This is a genomic window from Chloroflexus sp., from assembly GCF_056331925.1.
Genome location: NZ_JBWGQH010000032.1, coordinates 1 through 22,064 on the forward strand (window position 1 = coordinate 1; position 22,064 = coordinate 22,064).

A 22,064-nucleotide genomic window follows, 5' to 3' on the forward strand; every position below is an offset into this window, starting at 1 on the left:
TAGCGGGCAGCCATCTGCTCATACTGAGCGACGGTGTCACGGTGGGCGGCGAGTAAGGTTTCTAATCGCGCTCGTTCGGCTGCCCAATCGCTGGGCGACGGTGGTACCGCCGAGGCGAAAGGTGCGGTCCCAACTGCCGGTGCAACCGGTTCGGCGATGGAGGCTGTTCCATTGACGGTCGGTGTGTCGATGGGTGGTGCCGGCAGTTCGGGTGCGGGTGGCGCGATGATGGTCGGTGCATCGGCGGATGGTGGCGCGGACGGTTCGGGTGCGGGTGGCGCGATGATGGTCGGTGCATCGGCGGATGGTGGCGCGGACGGTTCAGGTGCGGGCGGTGCGATGACGGTCAGTGCATCCGAGGATGGTGCCGTTAGGTGGCTAAGATCGGCGCCACAATGGTCGCAGAAGCGCTCACCGGGTAAGACTGGATCGCCACAGCTTGGACAAAAAAGTTGGGGGGCGTCTGGTGGGGCGATTAGTGTTGCTTGGTCAGATGGAATTGAAGGTGCAGCCGGTGTATTCAGCAGATCAGCACCACAGTTATCGCAGAAACGCTCACCGGGCAAGACCGTTGCACCGCAAACCGGACATGACGGTGCGAGAGCTGTTGGCTGATCAGGTGAGACGGTCATCGGTGTTGGACTGACCAAGCGGGTTCCGCACTGATCACAGAAGCGGTTGGTTGGTTCGTTTTGGGCACCACACGAAGGGCAGATGATCATAGTTGTTCCTCATGCTGCAAGCAATCTTATGGAGCGATTGCAAGAATATCCCACTGCTATGCCTGTTCGTTTTTCTCTAGTCGCTGGGTCAGTCGTCGCGTAGCATAACGCAACTCTTTTTGGGTAGCCGGATCGAGCGGTTGACCCTGTTCGAGCGTTGCCGCTTGTTGATTCATCTTCTCGGCAAGCTCTAGTTCACCCAGATCGAGCAAACGAGTTGCGGCTGCACGGAGTTTTTGGGTTGCACCCGCCGTATTACCGCTTGCTGCTTCACTTAAGGCGCGAGTCTGCAACTTAAACGCCGTCACCCGCTCGACCAGATTCATGACAGCGGGAACATAACTCTCTGGCCCGGCCTGATCGGCGACATCGAGCAAGATATCTTGCTTGATCACCGTTTCACTATGTTGATCAACCGGTGTCAAATGTAACTCAGCCTGTGCAATCCGAAACCGGCCTCGCGTGCGTGGAGGAAGCATCAGGTCGAGTAAGATGGCTGCCGGTTGATCACCGACTAAATCGCCTAGCCGCACTGCAACCGCTGCATCGCCGATAGGTTGATAGCCGAGGTTCGCAATTACCGGCTTGACGCGATAGATGGCACGCGGCGTCACATCACGGACAAGCCGGAGGAGCAGCCGTGCATCGGTAGCAACGACAGCCTGTGCTTCTTTCACTGCCTGCTGAAAAAACGTCTCAATCTGTGCCGGATCGGCAATATAATCGGAATACCCATCGCTCGCCGCAGCAATATCGTCGAGTAACTGCTCATTCCATTCTGTGCCTAGTCCCAATGCGGTAATGCGCACACCTGCTTGCCCAAGGGTGCGTGCCAGATCACGACAGATTGGCTCATCACCCCACGTCTGCCCATCGGTCAGTAACAGCATCCGGCTGATCCGATCAGGCCCAAGGTATTTTTGGAGTTCGGTTTGCGCTGCTTTCATACCGAGCGACATTGCCGTCCCACCGGCTTCGGTAATGGTTGCAACGGCTGCGAGGAGCGTCGACCGATCACCAACTGGAGTTGCCGGTACGAGGGTTTGTACCGTGTCGTCAAAGATAACAATGGCTGCTACGTCGTGTGGACGCAACAACTCAATCACTCGGCGAGTAGCTATTTTTAGGTTCGCGAGCTTCTCGCCTTGCATCGACCCTGAACGGTCGAGGACGAAGCAGAGATTGAGCGGCAATGTCGCAGTTGGTGAAGCCGGGGCAACTGCTTCAACCAGGAGATAGCCAACTTGTGGTGTGTTACTTACAGGTATAGGTGCGCGTCCCCATTGGCAGGTCAAAGTAACTGATTCAGGCATGCTCGTACCCTTACTATGCGGCTAACTAGGCCATTGGTTGATCAGTGCTGCTATCACACAACAGAACAGAAAGGCGGCTAAACTTGTCACAAAACCGATGATTGTATCGCGGCGACCATATTCCGTGTTGGCGGTCTTGGGATTAGCCAGTGCGATCAAACTCACGATGCCACCGATGAGCGCAAACAGAAGTGCGCCCAAGGCCATGAGAATACCGATACCGGCCAATACCGGTGCATCATTGTTATACACCAGATTGATACCGACCAATCCAGTTGCGATTGTCATCATCACCGCACCGATAATCCCGATCCAACGTGCCGCACTCGCCATTCCGGTGCTTGCATGCACAACTATCGGTTTCACAGCGATGGCGTTACTGCGGGCTGCTTGGTGTACCGACTCCTGCATCATCTGCGGGTTGACCAATTGACCGCTATTCCCAAACAGTGCCTGTTGTAGCTCGATCACGTTGGCGAAGCGACGCGATGGATCGCTCTCGGTTGCGCGGGTTATCACATTGGCAATATATGGCGGGATGGCGGGATTGAGCTGGTTGGCCGGTGGCAAGCGGAACGGTGTCGTGCTCGGATCATGACCGGTGAGCAGATGGTGCATCAGCACACCGAGGCTATAGATGTCGGAGCGCGGATCGGTTTGACCACGACCGTACTGTTCGGGTGCGCTATAGCCGAGCGTGCCAAAGACTTGGGTATCGCGTTCCTTACCCGGTTTGAACAAGCGGGCAATACCGAAATCGACCAGCTTGATCGTACCTTCTGGCGTAATCATCACGTTGGTCGGCTTCAGATCGCGGAAAATGATCGGCGGTTGTTGCGCGTGTAAATAGGTAAGCACCTCACAAATCTGGGCGGTCCATCGTAACACCTCATGCAATGGACGCGGCAGGCCAACGCGATTGGTATAATCTCTCAGATTCTCGCCAGGCACGAACTCCATCACCAAATAGTGGCGGCCATTCTCTTCAAAGTGGTCGGTGACGCGCGGGAGATAGGGATGGTTTAGTTTCGCCAGCAGTTCTGCTTCTTGGCGAAAGGCCTCTTGGGCCAGTTGGCGATCGATCGGCGAAGTGATCAGGGTATCACTCATCTCTTTTACTGCCCATTGGATTGTACCCAATCGTCGATCGGTCGCGAGATAGACCGCCCCCATCCCACCTGCACCAAGGCACCGACGTAATTCGTACCGGCCTTGCAAGACTGCTAATGGGGCAGATGCTGCAACCGGTTGATCGGTGCTGCGGATGCGGTTTCCACATTCGGGGCAAAAGATAACGTCTTTGTTAAAGCTGGCCCCACATTGTGGACATTTCATGGCATTATTCTCACCAATATGACAGCGATGTTGTCTTCACCGCCGGCTTGATTGGCTGATGCGACTAACGCTTCACAGGCCTGCTGTGGATCGGCAATTTCGGTAATAATCCGCTCCATCTCCGGATCGCGCGTCATCTCCCATTGTCCATCGGAGCAGAGTAAGAGCGCGTCACCGGCAAAGAGACGGACACTGTACAGATCAATCTCTGGCTTCGTGCGATCACCTAACGAACGAAGTACGGCATTGCGCTGTGGATGAGTGTAAATATCCTCTTCTTGCAAATGACCAAGCTCGACCAACCGCATCACCAGGGAGTGATCCTTACTGATCCGTCGGAGCTTGCCATTGCGAAAGAGGTATGTCCGACTATCGCCAACATTAGCAATTACCGCTCGATCACCGATCACGAGCGCCATGGTTAAGGTTGCTCCCATATCATTGGCCTGCGCGTGGCCTTCGTGATAGATCGCTTCATTGGCGGATAATACAGCTTGCCGTACCAATTCCCGCATCTCAGACTCGTGATACAGACGTGATCCGGCTATCATTTGTTGCAGGTAGTTATCGATCAGTAGGCGAGCAGCATTCCTCACGGCTAAGCCACTGGCGACTTCGCCGGCTGCGTGTCCACCCATACCATCGGCGACGATATATATGCCACAGCTCTGTCGTTGACCGTTATTTTCAAGGCAGACGGTTAGGCGAAATAGGCTATCTTCATTGTGATCGCGCACGCGGCCCACATCGGTATACGAACCGGCCATTTGGATGAGGGGTATGGGATGGGTGCGTTCATCGCGTAATGCACTGAGGCGTGTAGCAACCGTGGTTGCATCGCGTAGTTCACCGGTACGGATTTGCCGCAGGACGGTTCCTAGACTATCGGTGATCTGCGTTGCTTCAATCAACGCCTGTTCGTCAAGGCGCTGCGTTGTGCGGGGGATGGCCATCAATCGTTCCAATATCTCAGCAAGCACAACGAGATCGGCGTAAAACACAGTTTCGCGTTCATCATCATTAACCAGCCGCAACTGATTTACCTGACGGAGTCGAATCTGTTGTGGCCCACTCAAACCGAGATCCTCGACGGTCAATTTGCCAAGAGCGATGTGTGATCCGTGAAGATTGACCAGGAGTTGGGCCAGTGCGGCGCCGATGGTCAGGGCTGTTGTCTCATCGAGCGGTGTGCTAAGTGGGGGCAATTCACTATCGTTCAAGACCGTAAGGCGCCAGCCATCGAGATCATGCTGTTCAAGAACTTCAGGCAAAATAGCGCGTGCTAGCGGATCGGCCAAGCGATCGATCAAGGCCGGGCCAGATGGAGTATCACGGGGGGAAAGGAAAGCGGGATAGACCCTTGTTTCGAGAGCAGCTCCGCAATCGATGCAGTACGACTCGTGCGCTTCGTTGGCCGTCGAACCACATGCCCAACAGCGTTGCCACGGTGCTAAATCACGTACTTCGAGCGGTCCGGTCGACCATGGTTCGGTAAGTGGGTGGGTTGGCGCAAACCGGTTAGCAAAGAGTGGTAGGTTGGGTTCCATCAGTTCCTCCTCACCGGCGATCGGTTGTGTGGGTGGATCGAGCGGACTAGCGAGCATGTCGCTTAACCATCCTCCACTAACCGCAAGCGGTTGGCGTCCCGGCAATGATTGTCCGCAGATGGCGCAACAGCGAGCTTGTGGGCGATTTTCAGTGCCACATAACGAACAACGCATATGTCATCTACATCGCAGATTGAGCGCTAAAATGCGCAATAATAATCGAAATGTTATCGTGTCCGCCGCGTTGGTTGGCAAGATCGACTAACGCCATCGCAGCACGTGCCGGTGGATTGGTAACGACCAGTTGGGCTAACTCTTCATCGGTGACGTGGTTCACCAATCCATCGGAGCATAACAACAGTATATCGCCGGGTGCTAGCGCCTGTACACGGGTGTCAACAACAAACGGCTGGTCAGTACCCAATGAACGATAGAGGATGTGGCGTTGTGGATGGGTGCGGGCTGCTTCCGGGCTGATCTGACCAATATCGACAAGCCGCGCAACAATCGTGTGGTCGGTCGTCAATTGCTGACACAACGGCGCCTCATTGTCAGTTCCGGCAGTAATGAGGTATGCGCGACTATCCCCAATGTGGCCGAGGTAGGCCCGTCGATCAACCGTCAGTGCGATGGTGAGCGTTGTACCCATGCCGGCTCGGTGTTGGTCGGCGTGGGCCGCATGAGCGACTTGTTCGTGGGCGGTCTGCATCGCGGCTTGTAACAAAGCAAGCCACGCCTCGTCGTCGCCGGGGAGGTTCTTGTTCAGCGCCTGTTGTAAGAAATGCTTCACCGTCGTTACTGCCAATTGTGAGGCAACTTCACCGGCTGACGCACCACCCATGCCATCGGCGACGATAAGTAATGTGCCGATATGCTCGTTCCCACGACTAAAAGTACCGGCGTACACGGTATCTTCATTAATCTGGCGGACACGACCGGTGTGGCTATGGAAGGCCACTTGTGGTTGCAGTGGTGGCGGTGGATACGTTTTCTGCAATGGTGGTTGGAGGCTAGAACCACACGAGACGCAAAAGCGAGCTTGCGCACGGTTCCCACGGCCACAGAACGGACAGGCGAGCGGATAGCGTCGTTGGGCGGGCAAGCGGGTGGTAATATGAACAGTCTCGCGCCCTTGGGCAATCTGCTGCCCCAGGCTAGCAAGAATTTGTGACAGTTCTTGTAACGCTACGGCAGCCTTGTCACGGGCGACACCGGTTGCGTTCTCGTATCGCCGACGCCAGAACGCAAGGCTGGTTTCGATAATCGCCAGTAAATCACGTAAACTAATCGTGTCGGCCACGAGTACTAATTGGCGTTCGCCGGTAATAATCACCTGTTCGGATGGCGTAGCAAGTGATGATCCGCAGTGAGGGCATACTTGCTGTGCCGTTCCGATTGGGTTGCCACAAACTCTGCATTGCCCAGACTCTTGTGTTGCCACCGCTTACCTTCATCATATGGTAGGTCGGAATGGGAGCAACTTTGCTGGTATCTTACTCCACTCGCTCGTAATGAACATATACTGGCGTAATGTTATCTCGTGGTGCGATGCGTATTGGTGTGAGCCGAACGTACCGGTTGATTTGGTGCATGCATCCCTTCGCTCCTTTGCGCCCTTCGCGTCTTTGCGTTAGCGCCTATGCGTCAGGCAACACATACGACGTCACACAACGGATGTTGGATGCATTGCGGTTGCAAATCGTAGTGATCCATGCTATCACAAGAACGGAACCCGAGAAGCAACTCGCATTATAGCATAGGAGCTACCGTTGTGGCGACCGATGAAACGCCGCTGTGCCCCTTCTGCCAGGCCCCGCTTACCCGGCCTGATGCTCGCTTTTGTTCGTCGTGCGGGCGAGCGTTGTCCCCCTCCCCCCCTCACGACCCGACCACCATCCTTGCTACTGGTAATGCCGTTTTGCAGATTAGCGAACTCGGCAATGAACGTCACGTGTTGCTCGGTAGTCGACCGTTAACAATTGGGCGGGCTGCCGATAACGATATTGTGTTGCAATCACGCTTTGTCAGCGGACGACATGCCCGCATCGAACCGAGTGGTCAAGGGCATCGAATTGTCGATGTCGGCAGTCGTAATGGTCTGCTCTTTGCCGGCCAGCGGGTCAGCGAGCGTGAGCTGGCGGATGGTGATGTTCTGCGCATCGGTGATCCGGCCACCGGTAACTTTGTCTCGTTAATATATCACAACCCAATGCTGACTACTACGGCGGCAGGGCAAGCCGTACCACAACAATTCCCCCTCGATCCGAACGATCCGGAAATCACCATCGGACGAGTAGGTTGTGACATTATTCTCAATAATCCGCAGGTATCACGCTTCCACGCACAGATTGATCGTACTCCTGGTGGAGTAGTGCTGCGGGATATGGGTAGTACCAACGGCACATTCGTCAACGGTCAGCGGGTAACAGCGCCGGTAATGCTGAAACCGGGTGATGTAATCCAGATCGGCGCGTTTAAACTCGTCTACAACGTTACCCGTCTTGACCGTTACGACCAGCAAGGCGCGTTACGGATCGATGCCCGCAACTTGTCGCGTGTGGTTATGCGCAACGGTGTTCGGCGGATTATTCTCAACGATGTCTCTCTCTCGATTGCACCGCGTGAATTTGTTGCGATTGTCGGCGGTTCAGGTACCGGCAAAAGTACTCTGATGAAAGCACTCTGCGGGTATGCACCGGCCGATCAAGGACACGTGCTGGTCAATGGTGACGATTTCTATCGCAATTTTGCCGCTTACCGCACGGTTTTAGGTTACGTGCCGCAAGATGATATTCTTCATCGACAGTTACCGGTACAACGGGCATTGGAATATGCTGCTCGGCTGCGTTTACCCGCCGATACGTCTGACCAAGAAGTAGTAACTCGGATCGAGCGAGTGCTCGACGATGTCGAGATGACACCGCACCGTGATAAGCCGATTGAGACCCTTTCGGGTGGGCAACGCAAACGTGTCAGTATCGGTGCCGAATTGTTGGCCGATCCCAGCCTGTTCTTTCTCGATGAGCCAACGAGTGGGCTTGATCCCGGTCTCGAAAAGAAGATGATGTATACACTGCGCCGTCTCGCCGATAGTGGGCGGACAGTAGTGCTGGTGACGCATGCCACGGCCAACATCACGCAATGTGATCACGTTATCTTTATGGCAGGGAATGGTCGCATGGTCTTCTTCGGGCCGCCTGCCGAAGCGCTGCGGTTCTTTCAGATTACGAGCGGCGATTTTGCCGATATTTACACCAAAATTGAAGGCATAGCCGGTCCTGATCATCCGGTGGTACGACGCGATCTGAAAACCGAGTACGACATGTGGTGTTCGGCGCATCCTCAAGCGGATGGCTCGCCGACACTGGCCGAATTGTGGGAAATGCGCTATCGTCAATCATCACTCTACCAACGGTACGTGGTAGAGCGACTGGCTAGTGCATCGAGTGGGCCACAGGTACAGAATCCTACCGTCAAGCAGGCACCGCAGCGTGTCTCAGCATGGCGGCAGTTTGGTCTCTTGACCCGCCGCTACTTCGATCTCATGCGGCAGGACCGGCGTAACGTACTGATCTTACTCCTCCAAGCGCCGATCATCGCCTTACTATTGGTATTAGTCGTCCGTAGCGATGCGCTGACCGGGACACAAGCCCAAGACCTGATCCAGCGTAGTGAAGCAAAAAAGGTACTATTTATGCTGGCGACGGTCAGTGTCTGGTTTGGGATTATCAACGCTGCTCGTGAGATTACTAAAGAGCAAGCGATCTATCGGCGAGAACGGTTAGTCAATCTGCGGATCGGGCCATATTTGTGCTCGAAGGTAACGGTTCTTAGCGGCCTGATCGTGGTGCAGACAATCGTATTATTAGCCATCGTGCTCCTCAAAGTAAGGTTTCCCGATGATACCGGCATCTTCCTGCCACCACTTATCGAGACATTCATCACACTGGTACTTTCATCAGGTGCCGGTATGTCGTTAGGGTTGGCGATCAGCGCGGCGTCGGCAACACCGGATCGGGCGATCAGTCTGGTACCGTTTGCTCTCATCCCTCAAATCTTATTTGCCGGGCTGATCTTTGCCATCGAGGGTCTTGCTACGCCGCTCTCATGGCTCACGATCAGTCGGTGGGCGATGGATGCGCTCGGTGCTAGTCTTGATATTAATCGGTTATGCAACCTGCCTAACACCGATGATCAGGGAAGTATTCCTCCCGGCTGTTCCCCCGGTTTTCTCGAAACTGAAGCAGCCTTTAACCATGATCCGGCTCATCTAATCGGGCGTTGGCTGGCATTGGGTACGTATGCCGTGGTCTGCCTGCTCATTGCTGCATGGATCTTGCGACGTCGTGATCGTATGATCTAATATTCCTCTGCATGAACTTTGCGACATTTTTCATTTATGAAAAATGTGCAATTTTTACTTCAGACTGCCTCCCAATCATCTAAATAGGCTCTTCGTAGCCTGTGCAACACCTTGACATTGGTTTCCTGTTGGCGTATAATCACAACTGACGAATTGGAACTGTTGAGGTGACGGTTATTGTCAGCGTGCAAGTGTGTGCAGCACTTGCTTTTATTTATCGAGTTTGCGTATGTCACTCGGACAAAAGATCGGGCGGTTACGCCAGGAACGTGGTCTAACCTTGCAAGAGGTGTCTGAAGGGTCGGGGTTGACACCATCGTTCCTCAGCCGCCTCGAGCGAGATAAAGTGAATATATCAGTGGCAAACCTGCGCAAGCTGGCCCAATTTTTTAGCGTGAAGATGACCCATTTCTTTGAGGGTGAAGATAATCAGCAGGTTGGTCAGGTAGTACGTCCCGCCGAACGAGTACGGCTTTCCCTTGATGATGCACCGGTGCAAGTTTTTTCCTTGCTACCGCCGAACAGCGATCTTGACGCACGTCTGATCGAAGCCTACCCCGGTAGTAGCCAGCAAGGCTTTTCGTCACGTGGTAGTCAAATGGTATTCGTGCTGTCAGGCCATGTGCGCTATACATTAGGTGAAGAGCAGTACGATCTCGAAAGCGGCGATACCCTCTTTTTCCACGATGATACTGCCTATAGCTGGACAAACGTCGGTAATTCGATTGCAACAATGTTGACCGTCAATACGTTAAATTTACGTGATGATCGTTGACTGACGGCAAGTCAGTGCCACCCTTGATCGAGGTTGCATGACCATCTTCACCCCAGCTCAAATCCGCCGGATTGCGCGCTGGTTGCTTGTTGCGGTGTCAATTTATTTTGTTGGCTGGCTGATTAGTCATGCCAGTTCGGCGATTACGCCGTTTGTGTTTGGCGGTGTGCTCGCCTATCTATTTTTACCGCTAGTCAACTTCTTTGAGCGCTGGATGCCGCGTTGGTTAGCAATTCTGGCCGTGTATCTGCTGACCTTTGGCACAGTGGTGGCTGCGATTGCGTTTGTCATCCCACCACTGATTGCCCAGATCGCCGAACTGATCCGTGCCCTACCTGATATTGCAACGATCCAGCGTGAGGCTAATCGGTTACTCGATGAGTATGAGCAGTTGCTTGCCAGTTTGCCACCTGCTATACAGTCTGAGGTGCAAAGCGCGATTGCATCGGCGACCTCAGAGGGCTTGGGCACCCTGCGGGCTAATTTCGTCAACTATTTGCAAGGAATCGGCCAGTTTCTGATTAATAGTGTGTTATCGGTTGTTAATACGGTCACCTTTCTGCTAGGTTTCTTTCTGGTGCCATTTTGGCTCTTCTACGTGCTGATGGATCAGCGCACCGGGCGCGATTATCTCAATCGCTTGATCCATCCCCGCTTACGGGCCGATTTTTGGGCGATGATATCAATTATCGATTACGACCTGAGCGGTTATCTGCGCGGTCAGTTGATTCTGGGTACGTCCGTTGGCTTGGCCGCGTGGATCGGCCTCACGGCGCTGAATATGGCGGGGATGAAGATACCATATACGGTGTTGTTAGCGGTCGTAGCCGGTGTTACCGAGTTAGTACCGGTGATCGGACCAATTATCGGTGCCATCCCGGCAATCTTGTTGGGTCTGGCCGATTCGCCGACGACTGCGCTGGCCGTTACTATTCTCTACATTGCTATCCAGCAGCTCGAGAATCATATCCTTGTGCCACGCATTATCGGCGAAAGCGTGGGGGTCCATCCGGCGATCCTCATGGTTGTGCTGGTCGTGTGTTCGCAGGTTTTTGGTTTGTTGGGAGCGATCCTTTCGGCGCCACTGAGTGCAATGGCCCGCGATCTGTTCCTCTATCTCTACGGTCGTTTGAGCGATCCGCCCCGTCCGGCAGGTGTTCTGCCTGAACGGTTGCGTCCGATAGCAGCTCTTACCGAAGTAGTGGCCCAATCCATGACCGATCAATCGGCGCCGTCTCCGCCCACCTCGGAAGACGTTCCCCGAACACGCCCACTTGATGAACCTCGATGATAACAAACCTGCTAAGGGCGCGGTCTCCCGCACCCTTAACGTTTCCGTGCCGATCACTGAATTGCTTATCAGCTAGACCTGTTGGGCTTGGTTGCCGAAACGCCAGCGCGATCCTCCGTTCCGTCCGAGCCGTCGCCAAAGTGAATTAATCAGACGACGATGGCGCCGACGTGCATACCGTGCAGCATAAAACGGATCACTTTGGCATAGTTGTCGGCGTACCCGTAGGCTGTGACCGGAAAGTAGCCCACTGACAAATGCCCCCAAATCGGCCAAAGATGCTAGCTTGTCGGCAACCGCTAACACCCATCCTTCGCGTGTGGTTGGACGTGGCCCAAAAGGGTACATGTGGCTGATAATTGCTGCCGAAACGGCTTCCGATTCGCCAAGTTCGGCGGCAACACGGGCAGCAATTGCGCCGTGCGTTGTCAGTGTGCCATACCGCGAATCGAGGTCGTGGAGAAGGGCTGCCCGCACGCACGTTACCCGATCGGCGCCAAAGAATGGCGCGAGGTAGTACGAGAAATGTACTGAGCGTAGCAAATGATCGTGCTTTGGAACACTGTGGTGCATGTGGTAGCGTGTCTCAATAACCCGTGGATGATGCAGGAGATCAGCGATGGTATCCCAGTACATTGTGCCCCTTCTCCTAATGTTGTGTTACCTGTTATGTTATACCACTTCTTGTTTGTCAACGCAATGGTAGCGTATTGCTCCTACTGTGACATTACCATGCCGAAAATGGTCTATACTTCAGATATTCCTCAGGTATAATACCCATGAAGCCATTGTGACTGATCATCGGAGAAGACACTATGCGATTGAAAGGGCGCGTTGCAATTATTACCGGTGCTTCAAGTGGAGTTGGCTATGCGGCTGCCCGTCTGTTTGCTCGTGAAGGGGCAACCGTCATTGTTGCCGCCCGCCGACGTGATCGCCTCGAACATTTGGTCAGTATGATAACTACGGAAGGGTATCACGCCTTTGCGATCCCCACCGATATTACAGTCTCAGCACAGGTCCAGCATTTAGTTGATACAACGGTGCAAATGCTTGGTCGGATCGATATTTTACTCAACTGTGCCGGTAACGTCGAGAAGATCGCACCGCTTGAGCAGTTTAGCGATGCCGAATGGCAGTCGGTCATGAATGTCAATCTCAATGGTGTGTTTTACCTGATGCGCGCAGTGGTGCCCTATATGAAGCGTCAGCGAAGCGGAACGATTGTGAACCTCGGTTCGCGGGTGGGCAAGATCGGGGTTGCCAACATTGCACCGTTCTGCGCGGCTAAATTCGCGCTGTCAGGGTTGTCGCAGGCGCTTGCCCAAGAGTTGCGACCTTACAATGTCTTTGTGACGACCGTCTTTTCCGGAATGATCGATGCCGATATTGCGCCGCTGAACCCGGCTGAAGAGTTGCGCAAACGGTTGATGACCGTCGAAGACGTGGCGCAGGCATTGTTGTGGGTCTGTACGCTGCCGCCAAGCCTGCGGGTTGATGAGTTGCCCATTATGCCACGCACGGTCGATTTGTAAGCAGGTGGGGTGTGGTATGGCCGAGCAGGCGTCACGTGATTGGTGGGAAGAATTACTCCAAGTCTATGAGTTCGCCCACTACCGCCAGTATGCCGATGAGTTGACACGCCGTGAGGTCGATTTTCTCATCGATGCCCTTGGGTTACGCGGTGTGGAGACGATCCTCGATCTGGCATGTGGCGGTGGACGCCACAGCTTGGCCTTGGCAGCCCGTGGTTGGACGGTGGTGGGGTTAGATGCCGCAGCGTCGGTATTGGACCATGCGCGCGCTGCTGCTGCCGAACAAGGGCTAAGCGTGGAGTTTGTTATCGGCGATATGCGTGATCTGCCCTATCACGAACGGTTCGATGTTGTGCTGCTGATGAACAGCAGTCTCGGTTTTTTCGATGATGCGACGAATCAGGCAGTGTTACACGGTATCGCGCGAGCGTTGGTTCCCGGGGGTAAAGTTCTGATCCAATGTCTCAATCCATACCAAATTGAGCGCTACTTGCGAGATTTTCGCAGTGGTTGGTATCCAATCGGTAGCGGATTTGTGTTGCGTGAAGCGCGTTTTGACCCTCGACGAGCAACTCTCGAAATTGATTATCGTTATATCGATGCCAGTCGCGGAATTGATGTCACTCATCCCGGTGACCAGATTCGGCTCTACGGTTTCCCGGAATTAACGGCAATGCTGCGTGCTGCCGGTTTACGTCCGCTGAGCGTATTCGGTGATGCAGCGTTGCCACCAGTACCCTTTACCGAAGAGAGTGTCTGGCAGGTGGTGATCGCAACTCGCGACCGGACGGTGAGGATGGAGGCAGAGGATGCCGATCACGCTCATCGGTGAGTTTGAAGTGTCGTACCATCCTGATGCGACGCCGGCGCTGATTTTGCACCACCTGATCCGTGGGTACGATGCAGTAGTACTCAACGCCGATGAGGTGGTGGTTTTGCGCGAATTGCTTAGCGTGGTGCAGAAGCGTATCCGTGAGGTGGGGCATTATCGGTTGATCCTCGGTGCAGGAGGTGATCTGACCTTTTATACCGCAAATGGACAGCGTAGTGCGTATCTGACCGCTGACCAGATGCGCTTACTTGCTCGCTTGATCGGTGCGACACCGCCGCACCTGACAGAAGCTGAAGTTCACCAATAGCTGATGGCTATCTGTTGAGCGAGCGTATTGATGATGTGTGGGTCGATCCGGCCCGGCTCGATCGTTTGGGCATCAGCCACACCACAGGCAGTAGCGATTTGTAACGCTTCCGCCAGTGATCTGTCGTCGGCGAGTGCTATGGCAAGGCCGGCAAAAAACGAATCGCCACAGCCGATCGGACTGCGGGCAGTTATAGGTGGTGGAATGGCGATCACGCCGGCCGGCCGATGTCGTCGTCCGATACCGACCGCTCCTTGAGCACCGAGGGTAATAACGGCGGTGTCGATCCCGCGTCGAACGAGTTCGCTTGCCGCCTGTTGTGCGGTCACAATGCTTGTCACCGACATACCGAGGAGTTCGCCGGACTCATCACCGTTGATTTTGACCACGTCGGGCTTGCCTGCTATCGCTGCGGCTAGCGCCGGCCCACTGGTGTCAACCAGTACATAGCGGTTCTGCCGGCACAGTTCACGAATGAGATCGGTGAGGACGGTAGGCGCAATTCCCGGTGGTAAACTACCACAAATGAGATTCCACGTTGCCTGAACATCCAAAACGCGATCGATAAATGCCTGCCAATGGCGATCGGTCAGGAATGGCCCTTGTTCGTTGAGCACCGTGATTGTGTCGGTCGTCGGATCGACGATGAGCGTGCAGATGCGTGTCTCGCCGTCAATCGGGACAGCGGTGAGGTTAATACCTTCACGCGCGGCGAGTCTGGCTACGTGTTGTCCGGTAAATCCGCCGAGCGGCGCACATACGGTGACGTTCATCCCTAACGCTCGCGCTACTCGAGCGACGTTCAACCCCTTGCCGCCGGCTGCCAGATGAGTTTGGGGTACCCGCTGAATGGTACCGAGTCGTAACGATGGGGCGAGTAAGATGTGATCGAGGGCCGGATTAGGCGTGATAATACAGAACGTTGGTGAAGCTGCCATCATGCATCCGTTGCCGCTAAGTGGTATTTGTCCAATCTTAGTATACCAAAAGGCGGCCACTCAGGCCGCCTTGTCCACTCACCGCTCAATCGGTTGGGTTAGCTCGTATGCGTTGATGGAGAAGCTGTAGGCAGGGAGGGCGGTGTCGGTTGGTTACCGAGTCGTTCACGAGCCATCTGCAAGACGTGACAACTATCACCGTGTGCATGGCAGCGTGGGCAACCGGCAACCAGCCGTTTTTCGTGCAGTTCGACAATCGCGTGGGCCGAACTCCAGTAGATATTCCGTGCTCCGACAAGCTCGAAGAGACCGGTGCGTTTGAACATCTCCAGTGCGTTTGGTTGCAACGCGGTGAAAATGACTTCACCACCGCGTGCATGATGTTCTTCGACGATCTGATGGAGGGCCTGAATACCCATTGCATCGATCAGGGGTACGCCGCGCATACTGATGATAATCGTGTGATAATCGCCGGCGGTTTCAAACGCTTCTAGCACCGTGGTGACACTACCAAAAAAGAGAGGACCGGTCAAGTAGTAGACGTGAATGCTGGGGCACGTTGCAGTAATCGGCGAACCTTGCCCTTGCAGTTGCTGTGGATTGATAGGCGAACTGGTCACTACCGTACTGGTGGCTGATTGGCGGAGATAGATTACTGCCGAGATCGCAATTCCGATCAAGATCGCTTGCGTGAGATCAAGCGCAGCAGTCGCCAGCATCGTGATGAAGAAGCCGATGAGCGCGTGGCGGAGACGTGCATTGACGAAGAAGTGAATGCTCTCCCACTCATTCATGCGCCATGCAGTCATCAGAAGGACACCGCCAAGCGCAGCAAGGGGAACGTAGCGCAGAATCGGCCCCAGGGCCAGTGCGCTGAGGAGCAGCAGTAAGGCATGGACAATACTGGTTAGTCGGGTTACCGCTCCGCTCTTGATTGCTACGCTGGTACGGGCAATCGCAGCGGTAGCCGGCACTCCACCAAAGAACGGTATGAGTAGGTTTCCGATCCCTTGAGCCACCAATTCTTGATTGCTCTCAAACGGTTTACCGCTCATCGTTGAGCCAACCGCACCGCATAGCAGACTCTCGATTGCGCCGAGTGCAGCAATCGAGACGGCCGGTGTTAATAGGTCACTAAGATGATCCCATGGAATGGTTTGCCATGTCAGGCGATGGTCGAGCAAAATCGTTTGTGGAATATCACCGATGATCGGTACATTCCACCCTAGACCGACACTGATCGCCGTTGCTACAATAATCCCAACCAGCGAGGCAGGGATACCTTTGTGAAAACGTGGCAGGAGGATCATGATCGCGATCACGATACCGGCAATGACCAGCGTATGCCAGTCGGGAAACAGGGGATGGGTGAAGTAGTGGAGTAACTTCTCAAGTGCGTTTTCAGCTTTCGGAGTTTGAATACCGAGCACGTTATCAAGCTGACCGATGGCGATAATAAGGGCAATCCCACTGGTAAAACCGGCAATGACCGGTGAGGGGATAAATGCGATATAGCGACCGAGTCGGGCTAGCCCAAGACCGATCATTATCAGGCCGGCCAGGAGCGTTGCAACCCACACACCTTCGATACCATAGCGCGCCGAGATCGCGATCAGAATGGCCGACATTGCACCGGTCGGACCACTAATCTGATAAGCGGCGCCACCAAGACCACCGATGATCAATCCGGCTAGAATGGCGGTGATTAAACCGGCGGGAGCATCGGCGCCGGATGCGACACCGAAGGCAAGTGCGAGAGGCAACGCAACGGCGCCGGTTGTCAAACCGGCCAGTATGTCTGAGCGCAGGTGCTTGAGTGAATAACCGGCAAATTCGTGTTGCCAAGTGGAGAGGATGGGTAAGCGACCGAGCAAGTTGTTCATAGGGATTTCCTTAATCATAATATGATAATAATTTCATATTTTAATAACTTAAAGAATTGTAACACACTCGTAGTCTGATGTCAATCCGCCGTATGGTGGATGTTGAGATAGGTAACGTGCGCTTTGACCGTTCGGCAAACGTAACAGTTGAGCGCCGGATGCTCACCGGGAGATGCGTCAAAGTTGTCGAAACCTGCCAAGCACGTGGTTATGGAACCTATGCTCGGTAACACCAAAACAACCAATGTATGCTTGGTGAGTTCATACACGTAGGTTGACAGTTCGGTCGATTCGTGTTAAAAGTATCAAAATATTAGAATATTCAAAGGAGATTCCTATGCCTCTCCATCGGTTCAAAGCCGAGTTCTTTAAAGCCCTTGGGCATCCTACCCGGCTCGCTATTCTCGATCAGTTGCGCGCCGGTGAGCGGAGTGTGCAGGAGTTGCAGCAGGCACTGGCGATTGAGCAATCGAGTGTCTCGCAGCAGTTGGCTGTGCTGCGCAACAAGAATATCGTCGATTCTCGTAAGGAGGGTACGACGGTCTACTACCGTGTTCGTGATCCGATGATCTTCCAATTGCTCGATGTGGCTCGGCAAATTTTTAATAACCATCTGATCGATACACAGGAGATGTTAGCGATCTTGAATGAAGAGCAGTGATGCCGTTCGATAGAGCGATCCACACCGAGTGAAAGAACTTGCGGTAAAAGATAGGAACGGGATGGATGCTACTGCGCTTCTACCACCCCGCTCCGTTTCTCCTTCCAGTATTCGCACGGAAGGCTGATATCCCTGCGTGTTCTACCCAGCTCCCTGTAGGCTACGCTTCGCCCTCCCAAAGCTCCGGGTCGTAGGCCGGTAATTCACACCGCAGGGTTGGATATTTGCGGTAGCCCATCACAAAATCGGCCTGTAGCAGCTCTTGTAACTCGCGTGTCCCCTCATAGATGATCGCACCACGGGCGTTGCGTAAATAACGCTCAACCGGATACTCGTCGGCATAACCATACGCACCGTGAATCTGGAGCGCATCATCAGCGGCTTCAAAACTGCTTACCGTCGCGTGCCATTTCGCGAGGGTGGTTTCGCGGGTGTTGCGAATGCCTTTATTCTTCATCCAACCGGCTCGGTAGACGAGCAAGCGCGAGGTGTCGAGTTTTCGCACCATATGACTGATCATTCGCTTGACCAGTTGGTGTTCGCCGATAGGCACACCGAAGGTTTGTCGTTCGCGGGCATAACGGATGCTCGCTTCAAGACTGGCTTGGATCAGGCCGGTAGCACCGGCAGCGACGGTGTAACGGCCATTGTCGAGCGCGGCCATCGCAATCTTGAAACCTTCACCCTCTTCGCCTAGCCGATGTGAGAGTGGTACACGGACATCTTGGAACACAACACCACCGGTGTTGCCGGCCCGTACTCCCAATTTACCGTGAATTGGGTAGCTGCTTACACCGGGCATAGTGCGTTCAACAATGAACGCCGTAATACCGCGTGGTCCGGCAGCGGGGTCGGTTTTGGCAAAGACGAGAAAGTTGTCGGCCAGATCGGCGAGACTAATCCAAATCTTCTCGCCGTTGAGGATATAGACATCACCATCGCGGCGCGCAGTAGCCTGCATGGCGGCGGCATCGGTGCCGCTGTTAGGCTCGGTCAAGCAGTAGGCGGCCAGCTTCTCGCCACGTGCCTGCGGTACCAGGAAGCGCTGTTTCTGCTCTTCCGTGCCCCATTGCAGGAGCGAGAGCGAATTGAGGCCGGTATGCACGCTCATGACAACCCGCAGAAAGCTGTCAACCCGTTCCAGCTCTTCGCAGACTACTGCGAGCGCCAGATAATCCATCCCGGCACCACCGTACCGCTGTGGAATACAGATGCCGAGGAAGCCTAGTTCGCCCATCCGTTTGAGGATCGGGCGCAAGTGCGGGCGATCTTCTGGCCCTTCAGCTTTTGCGCCACTCCGATCCCATTCGCGGATGTACGGAGCAACTTCACGTTCGGCGAAGTTACGCACCGTTTGGCGCAGGAGGTCGTGTTCGGGGCCGAGAAACATGTCATAGTTGGCGGTCAGATCCATTGCGATACTCCTTTGTATCGGGCAGAGCAGGTTATGCTTGCCGCAGCACGAGCGTCTTGATTATACCTTGACTGTGCTGAATTGTGGTATGTCGCTCGTTTGGTCTTTCTTTGACGCAGCGTGCAAATTGTATTACACTTCAAGCCAATTATTCCTCACCGCGCAACGATGTGAACAGCTTCCATAGCAGAAAGGAGGGGCGTATGATGCCACCACGTGAGTTTATTATGCCGGCCCAGATGGTGATCGGTTCCGGTGCGGTTGAGCAGGTCGGCGCGCAGTGTGCGAAGCGGGGCTGGCGGAAGGCACTCATCGTGACCGATCAGATTATGCAGAAGCTCGGTATTGTCGGGCAGGTTGAGCAGAATCTGGCGAATCACGGCATTGCCGGTGTCGTGTATGCCGGTGTCAATACTGAACCGGTGGTTGAGTATGTGCAAGAGGCGCTTGCCAGCTACCACGAGGGCGGTTGTGATTTTGTCGTTGCCGTCGGTGGTGGTAGCCCGATTGATACGGCCAAAGCAGTAGCGGTATTGGTCACCAATGGTGGTTCAATTGAGCAGTACAAGGGGATTGGTAAGATTGCCAGCCCTGGCGTACCGTTGGTGGCAATTCCAACCACAGCAGGTACCGGTAGTGAAGCGACGATCTATACGGTGATTACCGATCAAAAGACTGATGTCAAGATGTTGATCGGTAGCCCTTACTTGATGCCGACAATTGCGATTGTCGATCCGATGCTGACCATCTCATCACCGCCGAGCGTGACCGCTGCGACCGGAGTTGATGCGTTGGTGCATGCGATTGAGGCCTACGTCTCGGTAAAGCGGCAACCGATGACCGATGTGTTGTGTTTGTCGGCGATTGAGCTAATTTCGAGCAATATCCGCCAGGCGTGGGCCAACGGTAATAATATCGAAGCGCGCGAAAAGATGATGCTGGGCGCAACCCAAGCCGGGATTGCGTTTAGCAACTCATCGGTAGCACTGGTTCATGGGATGTCGCGCCCGATCGGTGCGCACTTCCACATCGCGCATGGTGTCTCGAATGCAGCGTTGTTGGCCGTCGTGACCGAGTTTAGTCTGGTTGGTGATCCGAAGCGGTATGCCGATATTGCCCGCGCGATGGGAGAACCGATTGAGGGGTTATCACTGATGGAAGCCGCCGATCGTGCCGTGGTCGCGATTCGGCGTTTGGTACGGGACATCAACATTCCCTCGCTTCGTCAGTTGGGGGTTGAACGTGAACGGTTGATGGAACTTGCCCCATCGATGGCCGATGCAGCCATTGACAGTGGCAGCCCAGCGAATAACCCACGCAAGCCGACCAAGCAAGAGATTATTGAGTTGTACGCTAAGGCGTATGACGAAGGTGAGCGAATGGTTGGGTAAGCAGCATCATTATGGGGCACCGTATCGTTGTGCCCCTCTTCCAACACTGCGTGTGCAGTAAGGTTTCTACGTGCGCCACTTCCGGCAAATAATCGTTGTACCTACGCCTTCTTGCGACTTAATGTCGAACTCATCCATCAGGCGTTTAGCGCCGGGTAGACCCATCCCCATCCCACGCGAGGTGCTGTAGCCGTCTTGCATCACCAGATCGATATTGGGGATACCCGGTCCTTGATCTTCGCAAATAATCTCGATGCCCTTACGTGATCCCTTCTCAATATTGCGCACGGTCACATTGCCCGTCCCAGCGTAGAGAAAAATATTGCGGGCCAACTCGCTCACTGCCGTCGCGATGCGCGCTTGATCGATTGGTCCGAAACCGAGCGCCTTGGCCATATCGCGAGCCATGGTGCGCGCGATGACAATATCAAGGTCACTCCGAATGACAGCAGTCTTACTCTGCGCCATCGTCGCTCTCCTCGGCGGTCATCCGCTGCATCATAGCCAACCCCTTTTCGAGGTTGAGCGCTGTGAGCACACGCGGTAGTTCAAGCCCTAATTCGACGAGTGTAATAGCAACCGCCGGTTGGAGGCCCGTCAGTACCACTCGTGCTCCCATTAACCCGGCCATCGCAGCAATGTCGGCAATCAGGCGACCAATGAAACTATCGACCACGTCGAGCGCGGTCAGATCGATAATAACACCACGGGCGCGGGTATCGTGAATCTTTTGCAAGAGATCGTCTTTGAATTGAACTGCGGAGGCATCGTGGAGCGCCACCTGAATTGAGGCGATCAGGATGTCTCCGATTTTCAAGATAGGAATGCGAAGATTGTCCAAGACGCGCTCCTCTACCATTCCAGCGAGCGTGGGTATTCGCTCCACATATTATTGCACAACTGCCAGCATTCCGGCAATCACGGCAGCCGCTAGTAATGGTACGCTAATGTTATCTGTTCCGTGCGGTGAGACCCCTTCAGCAAGCGTTGCGACGATTGCTGCAACAATACTCGACAATAGCGCCGCAGTGAAGCTGATCGGTGTGCTGAGGGGACTAAGTGCTGAACCCGGTACGTATAGGAGAGTCAGCAGCATTGCAATGAGGCTGGCGATGAACATCGCCACCGAGCCTTCAACTGAACGCCGTCCACGCCCGATTTGGTAATGGTGACGCCCCCAGCGTCTACCGACAATCGCTGCCAGTGCATCGCCCCATGTCATCGCCATCGTGCCGGCAGCCGCGATGGAGCCGCGATCATCGGCCGAATTAGTACGCCAGAACGCCAGAAACAGAAGGGTGATAGATAGGGCAAAATATACCGTTCCGGGGCTACTGTCAGGCGAATCAACCGACTCGAGTAGCCGAAAACGGTAAAAAATGTAGTTGAGCACAATGAATGTGGCAAAAGGAATAATCCCGATTGTCCAGTTCTCAAAGAGCGCCAGTACACCAAAGACCCACATACCGGCGCCGATATGGACAAATTTGCGCGTAAAGTCTTGAGGGTACCCGCGCCAACGGCGAATAACTTCGGCAATAATGAGCAAACTAAATGCGTAACCGAACGAAGCAATAAGTCCTACGAGATCGCGTGTGCTCATAATGTAATGGCGCCGTATTCTTGATGGCGAGACTTGCCTCTATTCTATCCTCAGGTAGGCAAATCGTCAATTGATGACTTGTCAAGAACATGGTGAGTATTGTCTGACAATTGCTTGGTGGTAGCACTGTAGATTATGGTACAGTGTGGTTAGC

General features: G+C 54.3%; 20 protein-coding genes. 8 read left to right on the forward strand and 12 right to left on the reverse strand.

Annotated elements, in window-relative coordinates; all coding sequences use genetic code 11:
* The 5 genes from AC01ZF_RS15135 to AC01ZF_RS15155 form a co-directional block, all read right to left on the reverse strand.
* Positions 1 to 722, reverse strand: a 722-nt coding sequence (locus tag AC01ZF_RS15135) for a zinc ribbon domain-containing protein (protein WP_476575474.1), incomplete at its 3' end; no start/stop codon positions are given.
* Positions 723 to 778: 56 nt separating this feature from the next.
* On the reverse strand, positions 779 to 2,035 hold the full coding sequence (locus tag AC01ZF_RS15140; RefSeq protein WP_424675456.1) for a vWA domain-containing protein: 1,257 nt from the start codon (positions 2,033 to 2,035) through the stop codon (positions 779 to 781).
* A 21-nt stretch (positions 2,036 to 2,056) separates the two neighbouring features.
* Complete coding sequence (locus tag AC01ZF_RS15145) at positions 2,057 to 3,370, reverse strand: protein kinase domain-containing protein (RefSeq protein WP_424675455.1); 1,314 nt, start codon at positions 3,368 to 3,370, stop codon at positions 2,057 to 2,059.
* Positions 3,367 to 4,974 (reverse strand): Stp1/IreP family PP2C-type Ser/Thr phosphatase, encoded by a 1,608-nt coding sequence (locus AC01ZF_RS15150; RefSeq protein ID WP_428112650.1) that lies wholly within the window; start codon positions 4,972 to 4,974, stop codon positions 3,367 to 3,369. Before AC01ZF_RS15150 ends, AC01ZF_RS15145 begins: the two co-directional genes overlap by 4 nt.
* 124 nt (positions 4,975 to 5,098) lie before the next feature.
* Positions 5,099 to 6,358, reverse strand: coding sequence for a Stp1/IreP family PP2C-type Ser/Thr phosphatase (locus AC01ZF_RS15155; RefSeq protein WP_424675453.1), 1,260 nt, complete (start codon positions 6,356 to 6,358; stop codon positions 5,099 to 5,101).
* A gap of 330 nt (positions 6,359 to 6,688) precedes the next feature.
* On the opposite strand from AC01ZF_RS15155, the gene AC01ZF_RS15160 reads away from it, so the two are divergent.
* The 3 genes from AC01ZF_RS15160 (at position 6,689) to AC01ZF_RS15170 (ending at position 11,346) form a co-directional block, all read left to right on the forward strand.
* Positions 6,689 to 9,280 carry an FHA domain-containing protein gene (locus AC01ZF_RS15160; RefSeq protein ID WP_424675452.1) on the forward strand — a complete coding sequence of 864 codons (2,592 nt, stop codon included), beginning with the start codon at positions 6,689 to 6,691 and terminating at the stop codon, positions 9,278 to 9,280.
* Positions 9,281 to 9,509: 229 nt separating this feature from the next.
* On the forward strand, positions 9,510 to 10,055 hold the full coding sequence (locus tag AC01ZF_RS15165; protein ID WP_424675451.1) for a helix-turn-helix domain-containing protein: 546 nt from the start codon (positions 9,510 to 9,512) through the stop codon (positions 10,053 to 10,055).
* 37 nt (positions 10,056 to 10,092) lie between these two features.
* Complete coding sequence (locus AC01ZF_RS15170; protein ID WP_428112648.1) at positions 10,093 to 11,346, forward strand: AI-2E family transporter; 1,254 nt, start codon at positions 10,093 to 10,095, stop codon at positions 11,344 to 11,346.
* Between the two features lie 72 nt (positions 11,347 to 11,418).
* Here AC01ZF_RS15170 and AC01ZF_RS15175 read toward each other — a convergent pair whose 3' ends face one another.
* Positions 11,419 to 11,982 carry an HD domain-containing protein gene (locus tag AC01ZF_RS15175; RefSeq protein ID WP_424675449.1) on the reverse strand — a complete coding sequence of 188 codons (564 nt, stop codon included), beginning with the start codon at positions 11,980 to 11,982 and terminating at the stop codon, positions 11,419 to 11,421.
* Positions 11,983 to 12,161: 179 nt separating this feature from the next.
* On the opposite strand from AC01ZF_RS15175, the gene AC01ZF_RS15180 reads away from it, so the two are divergent.
* The 3 genes from AC01ZF_RS15180 to AC01ZF_RS15190 are packed head-to-tail and all read left to right on the forward strand — an operon-like array spanning position 12,162 to position 14,020.
* On the forward strand, positions 12,162 to 12,881 hold the full coding sequence (locus AC01ZF_RS15180) for an SDR family oxidoreductase (RefSeq protein ID WP_287906269.1): 720 nt from the start codon (positions 12,162 to 12,164) through the stop codon (positions 12,879 to 12,881).
* Between the two features lie 16 nt (positions 12,882 to 12,897).
* A complete protein-coding gene (locus tag AC01ZF_RS15185; protein ID WP_424675448.1) occupies positions 12,898 to 13,713 on the forward strand; it encodes a class I SAM-dependent methyltransferase in 816 nt (271 codons plus the stop codon).
* Positions 13,691 to 14,020, forward strand: coding sequence for a hypothetical protein (locus AC01ZF_RS15190; RefSeq protein WP_424675447.1), 330 nt, complete (start codon positions 13,691 to 13,693; stop codon positions 14,018 to 14,020). Before AC01ZF_RS15185 ends, AC01ZF_RS15190 begins: the two co-directional genes overlap by 23 nt.
* Here AC01ZF_RS15190 and AC01ZF_RS15195 read toward each other — a convergent pair.
* Both AC01ZF_RS15195 and AC01ZF_RS15200 read right to left on the reverse strand, forming a co-directional pair.
* Positions 14,011 to 14,958 carry a 1-phosphofructokinase family hexose kinase gene (locus AC01ZF_RS15195; protein ID WP_428112646.1) on the reverse strand — a complete coding sequence of 316 codons (948 nt, stop codon included), beginning with the start codon at positions 14,956 to 14,958 and terminating at the stop codon, positions 14,011 to 14,013. The genes AC01ZF_RS15190 and AC01ZF_RS15195 overlap by 10 nt on opposite strands.
* Before the next feature lie 98 nt (positions 14,959 to 15,056).
* A complete protein-coding gene (locus AC01ZF_RS15200) occupies positions 15,057 to 16,841 on the reverse strand; it encodes a SulP family inorganic anion transporter (RefSeq protein WP_424675445.1) in 1,785 nt (594 codons plus the stop codon).
* Positions 16,842 to 17,178: 337 nt separating this feature from the next.
* On the opposite strand from AC01ZF_RS15200, the gene AC01ZF_RS15205 reads away from it, so the two are divergent.
* The gene (locus AC01ZF_RS15205) at positions 17,179 to 17,502 is read left to right on the forward strand and encodes an ArsR/SmtB family transcription factor (RefSeq protein WP_424675444.1); all 324 of its coding nucleotides are present in this window, start codon (positions 17,179 to 17,181) and stop codon (positions 17,500 to 17,502) included.
* Between the two features lie 160 nt (positions 17,503 to 17,662).
* Here AC01ZF_RS15205 and AC01ZF_RS15210 read toward each other — a convergent pair whose 3' ends face one another.
* Positions 17,663 to 18,916: an acyl-CoA dehydrogenase family protein gene (locus AC01ZF_RS15210; protein ID WP_424675443.1), complete on the reverse strand. Its 1,254-nt coding sequence runs from the start codon at positions 18,914 to 18,916 to the stop codon at positions 17,663 to 17,665.
* A gap of 203 nt (positions 18,917 to 19,119) precedes the next feature.
* On the opposite strand from AC01ZF_RS15210, the gene AC01ZF_RS15215 reads away from it, so the two are divergent.
* Positions 19,120 to 20,307 (forward strand): iron-containing alcohol dehydrogenase, encoded by a 1,188-nt coding sequence (locus AC01ZF_RS15215; protein WP_424675442.1) that lies wholly within the window; start codon positions 19,120 to 19,122, stop codon positions 20,305 to 20,307.
* Positions 20,308 to 20,373: 66 nt separating this feature from the next.
* On the opposite strand, the gene AC01ZF_RS15220 is transcribed toward AC01ZF_RS15215, so the two are convergent.
* Genes AC01ZF_RS15220 through AC01ZF_RS15230 form a run of 3 tightly spaced genes read right to left on the reverse strand, consistent with a single transcriptional unit; the run spans position 20,374 to position 21,910 of the window.
* Positions 20,374 to 20,775, reverse strand: a complete 402-nt coding sequence (locus AC01ZF_RS15220; RefSeq protein ID WP_424675441.1) for an anti-sigma regulatory factor — start codon at positions 20,773 to 20,775, stop codon at positions 20,374 to 20,376.
* A complete protein-coding gene (locus tag AC01ZF_RS15225; protein ID WP_041470350.1) occupies positions 20,762 to 21,148 on the reverse strand; it encodes an STAS domain-containing protein in 387 nt (128 codons plus the stop codon). Before AC01ZF_RS15225 ends, AC01ZF_RS15220 begins: the two co-directional genes overlap by 14 nt.
* Positions 21,149 to 21,196: 48 nt before the next feature.
* Positions 21,197 to 21,910: a diacylglycerol/polyprenol kinase family protein gene (locus AC01ZF_RS15230; RefSeq protein WP_424675440.1), complete on the reverse strand. Its 714-nt coding sequence runs from the start codon at positions 21,908 to 21,910 to the stop codon at positions 21,197 to 21,199.
* Positions 21,911 to 22,064 lie beyond the last annotated feature (154 nt).

Coding starts and splice junctions, on each gene's coding strand:
- AC01ZF_RS15215 (WP_424675442.1), top strand. CDS start 19,120: ATGATGCCACCACGTGAGTTTATTATGCCGGCCCAGATGGTGATCGGT.
- AC01ZF_RS15205 (WP_424675444.1), top strand. CDS start 17,179: ATGCCTCTCCATCGGTTCAAAGCCGAGTTCTTTAAAGCCCTTGGGCAT.
- AC01ZF_RS15165 (WP_424675451.1), top strand. CDS start 9,510: ATGTCACTCGGACAAAAGATCGGGCGGTTACGCCAGGAACGTGGTCTA.
- AC01ZF_RS15220 (WP_424675441.1), bottom strand. CDS start 20,775: ATGGCGCAGAGTAAGACTGCTGTCATTCGGAGTGACCTTGATATTGTC.
- AC01ZF_RS15230 (WP_424675440.1), bottom strand. CDS start 21,910: ATGAGCACACGCGATCTCGTAGGACTTATTGCTTCGTTCGGTTACGCA.
- AC01ZF_RS15175 (WP_424675449.1), bottom strand. CDS start 11,982: ATGTACTGGGATACCATCGCTGATCTCCTGCATCATCCACGGGTTATT.
- AC01ZF_RS15150 (WP_428112650.1), bottom strand. CDS start 4,974: ATGCTCGCTAGTCCGCTCGATCCACCCACACAACCGATCGCCGGTGAG.
- AC01ZF_RS15200 (WP_424675445.1), bottom strand. CDS start 16,841: ATGAACAACTTGCTCGGTCGCTTACCCATCCTCTCCACTTGGCAACAC.
- AC01ZF_RS15170 (WP_428112648.1), top strand. CDS start 10,093: ATGACCATCTTCACCCCAGCTCAAATCCGCCGGATTGCGCGCTGGTTG.
- AC01ZF_RS15190 (WP_424675447.1), top strand. CDS start 13,691: ATGCCGATCACGCTCATCGGTGAGTTTGAAGTGTCGTACCATCCTGAT.
- AC01ZF_RS15185 (WP_424675448.1), top strand. CDS start 12,898: ATGGCCGAGCAGGCGTCACGTGATTGGTGGGAAGAATTACTCCAAGTC.
- AC01ZF_RS15145 (WP_424675455.1), bottom strand. CDS start 3,370: ATGAAATGTCCACAATGTGGGGCCAGCTTTAACAAAGACGTTATCTTT.
- AC01ZF_RS15195 (WP_428112646.1), bottom strand. CDS start 14,958: ATGGCAGCTTCACCAACGTTCTGTATTATCACGCCTAATCCGGCCCTC.
- AC01ZF_RS15180 (WP_287906269.1), top strand. CDS start 12,162: ATGCGATTGAAAGGGCGCGTTGCAATTATTACCGGTGCTTCAAGTGGA.
- AC01ZF_RS15140 (WP_424675456.1), bottom strand. CDS start 2,035: ATGCCTGAATCAGTTACTTTGACCTGCCAATGGGGACGCGCACCTATA.
- AC01ZF_RS15210 (WP_424675443.1), bottom strand. CDS start 18,916: ATGGATCTGACCGCCAACTATGACATGTTTCTCGGCCCCGAACACGAC.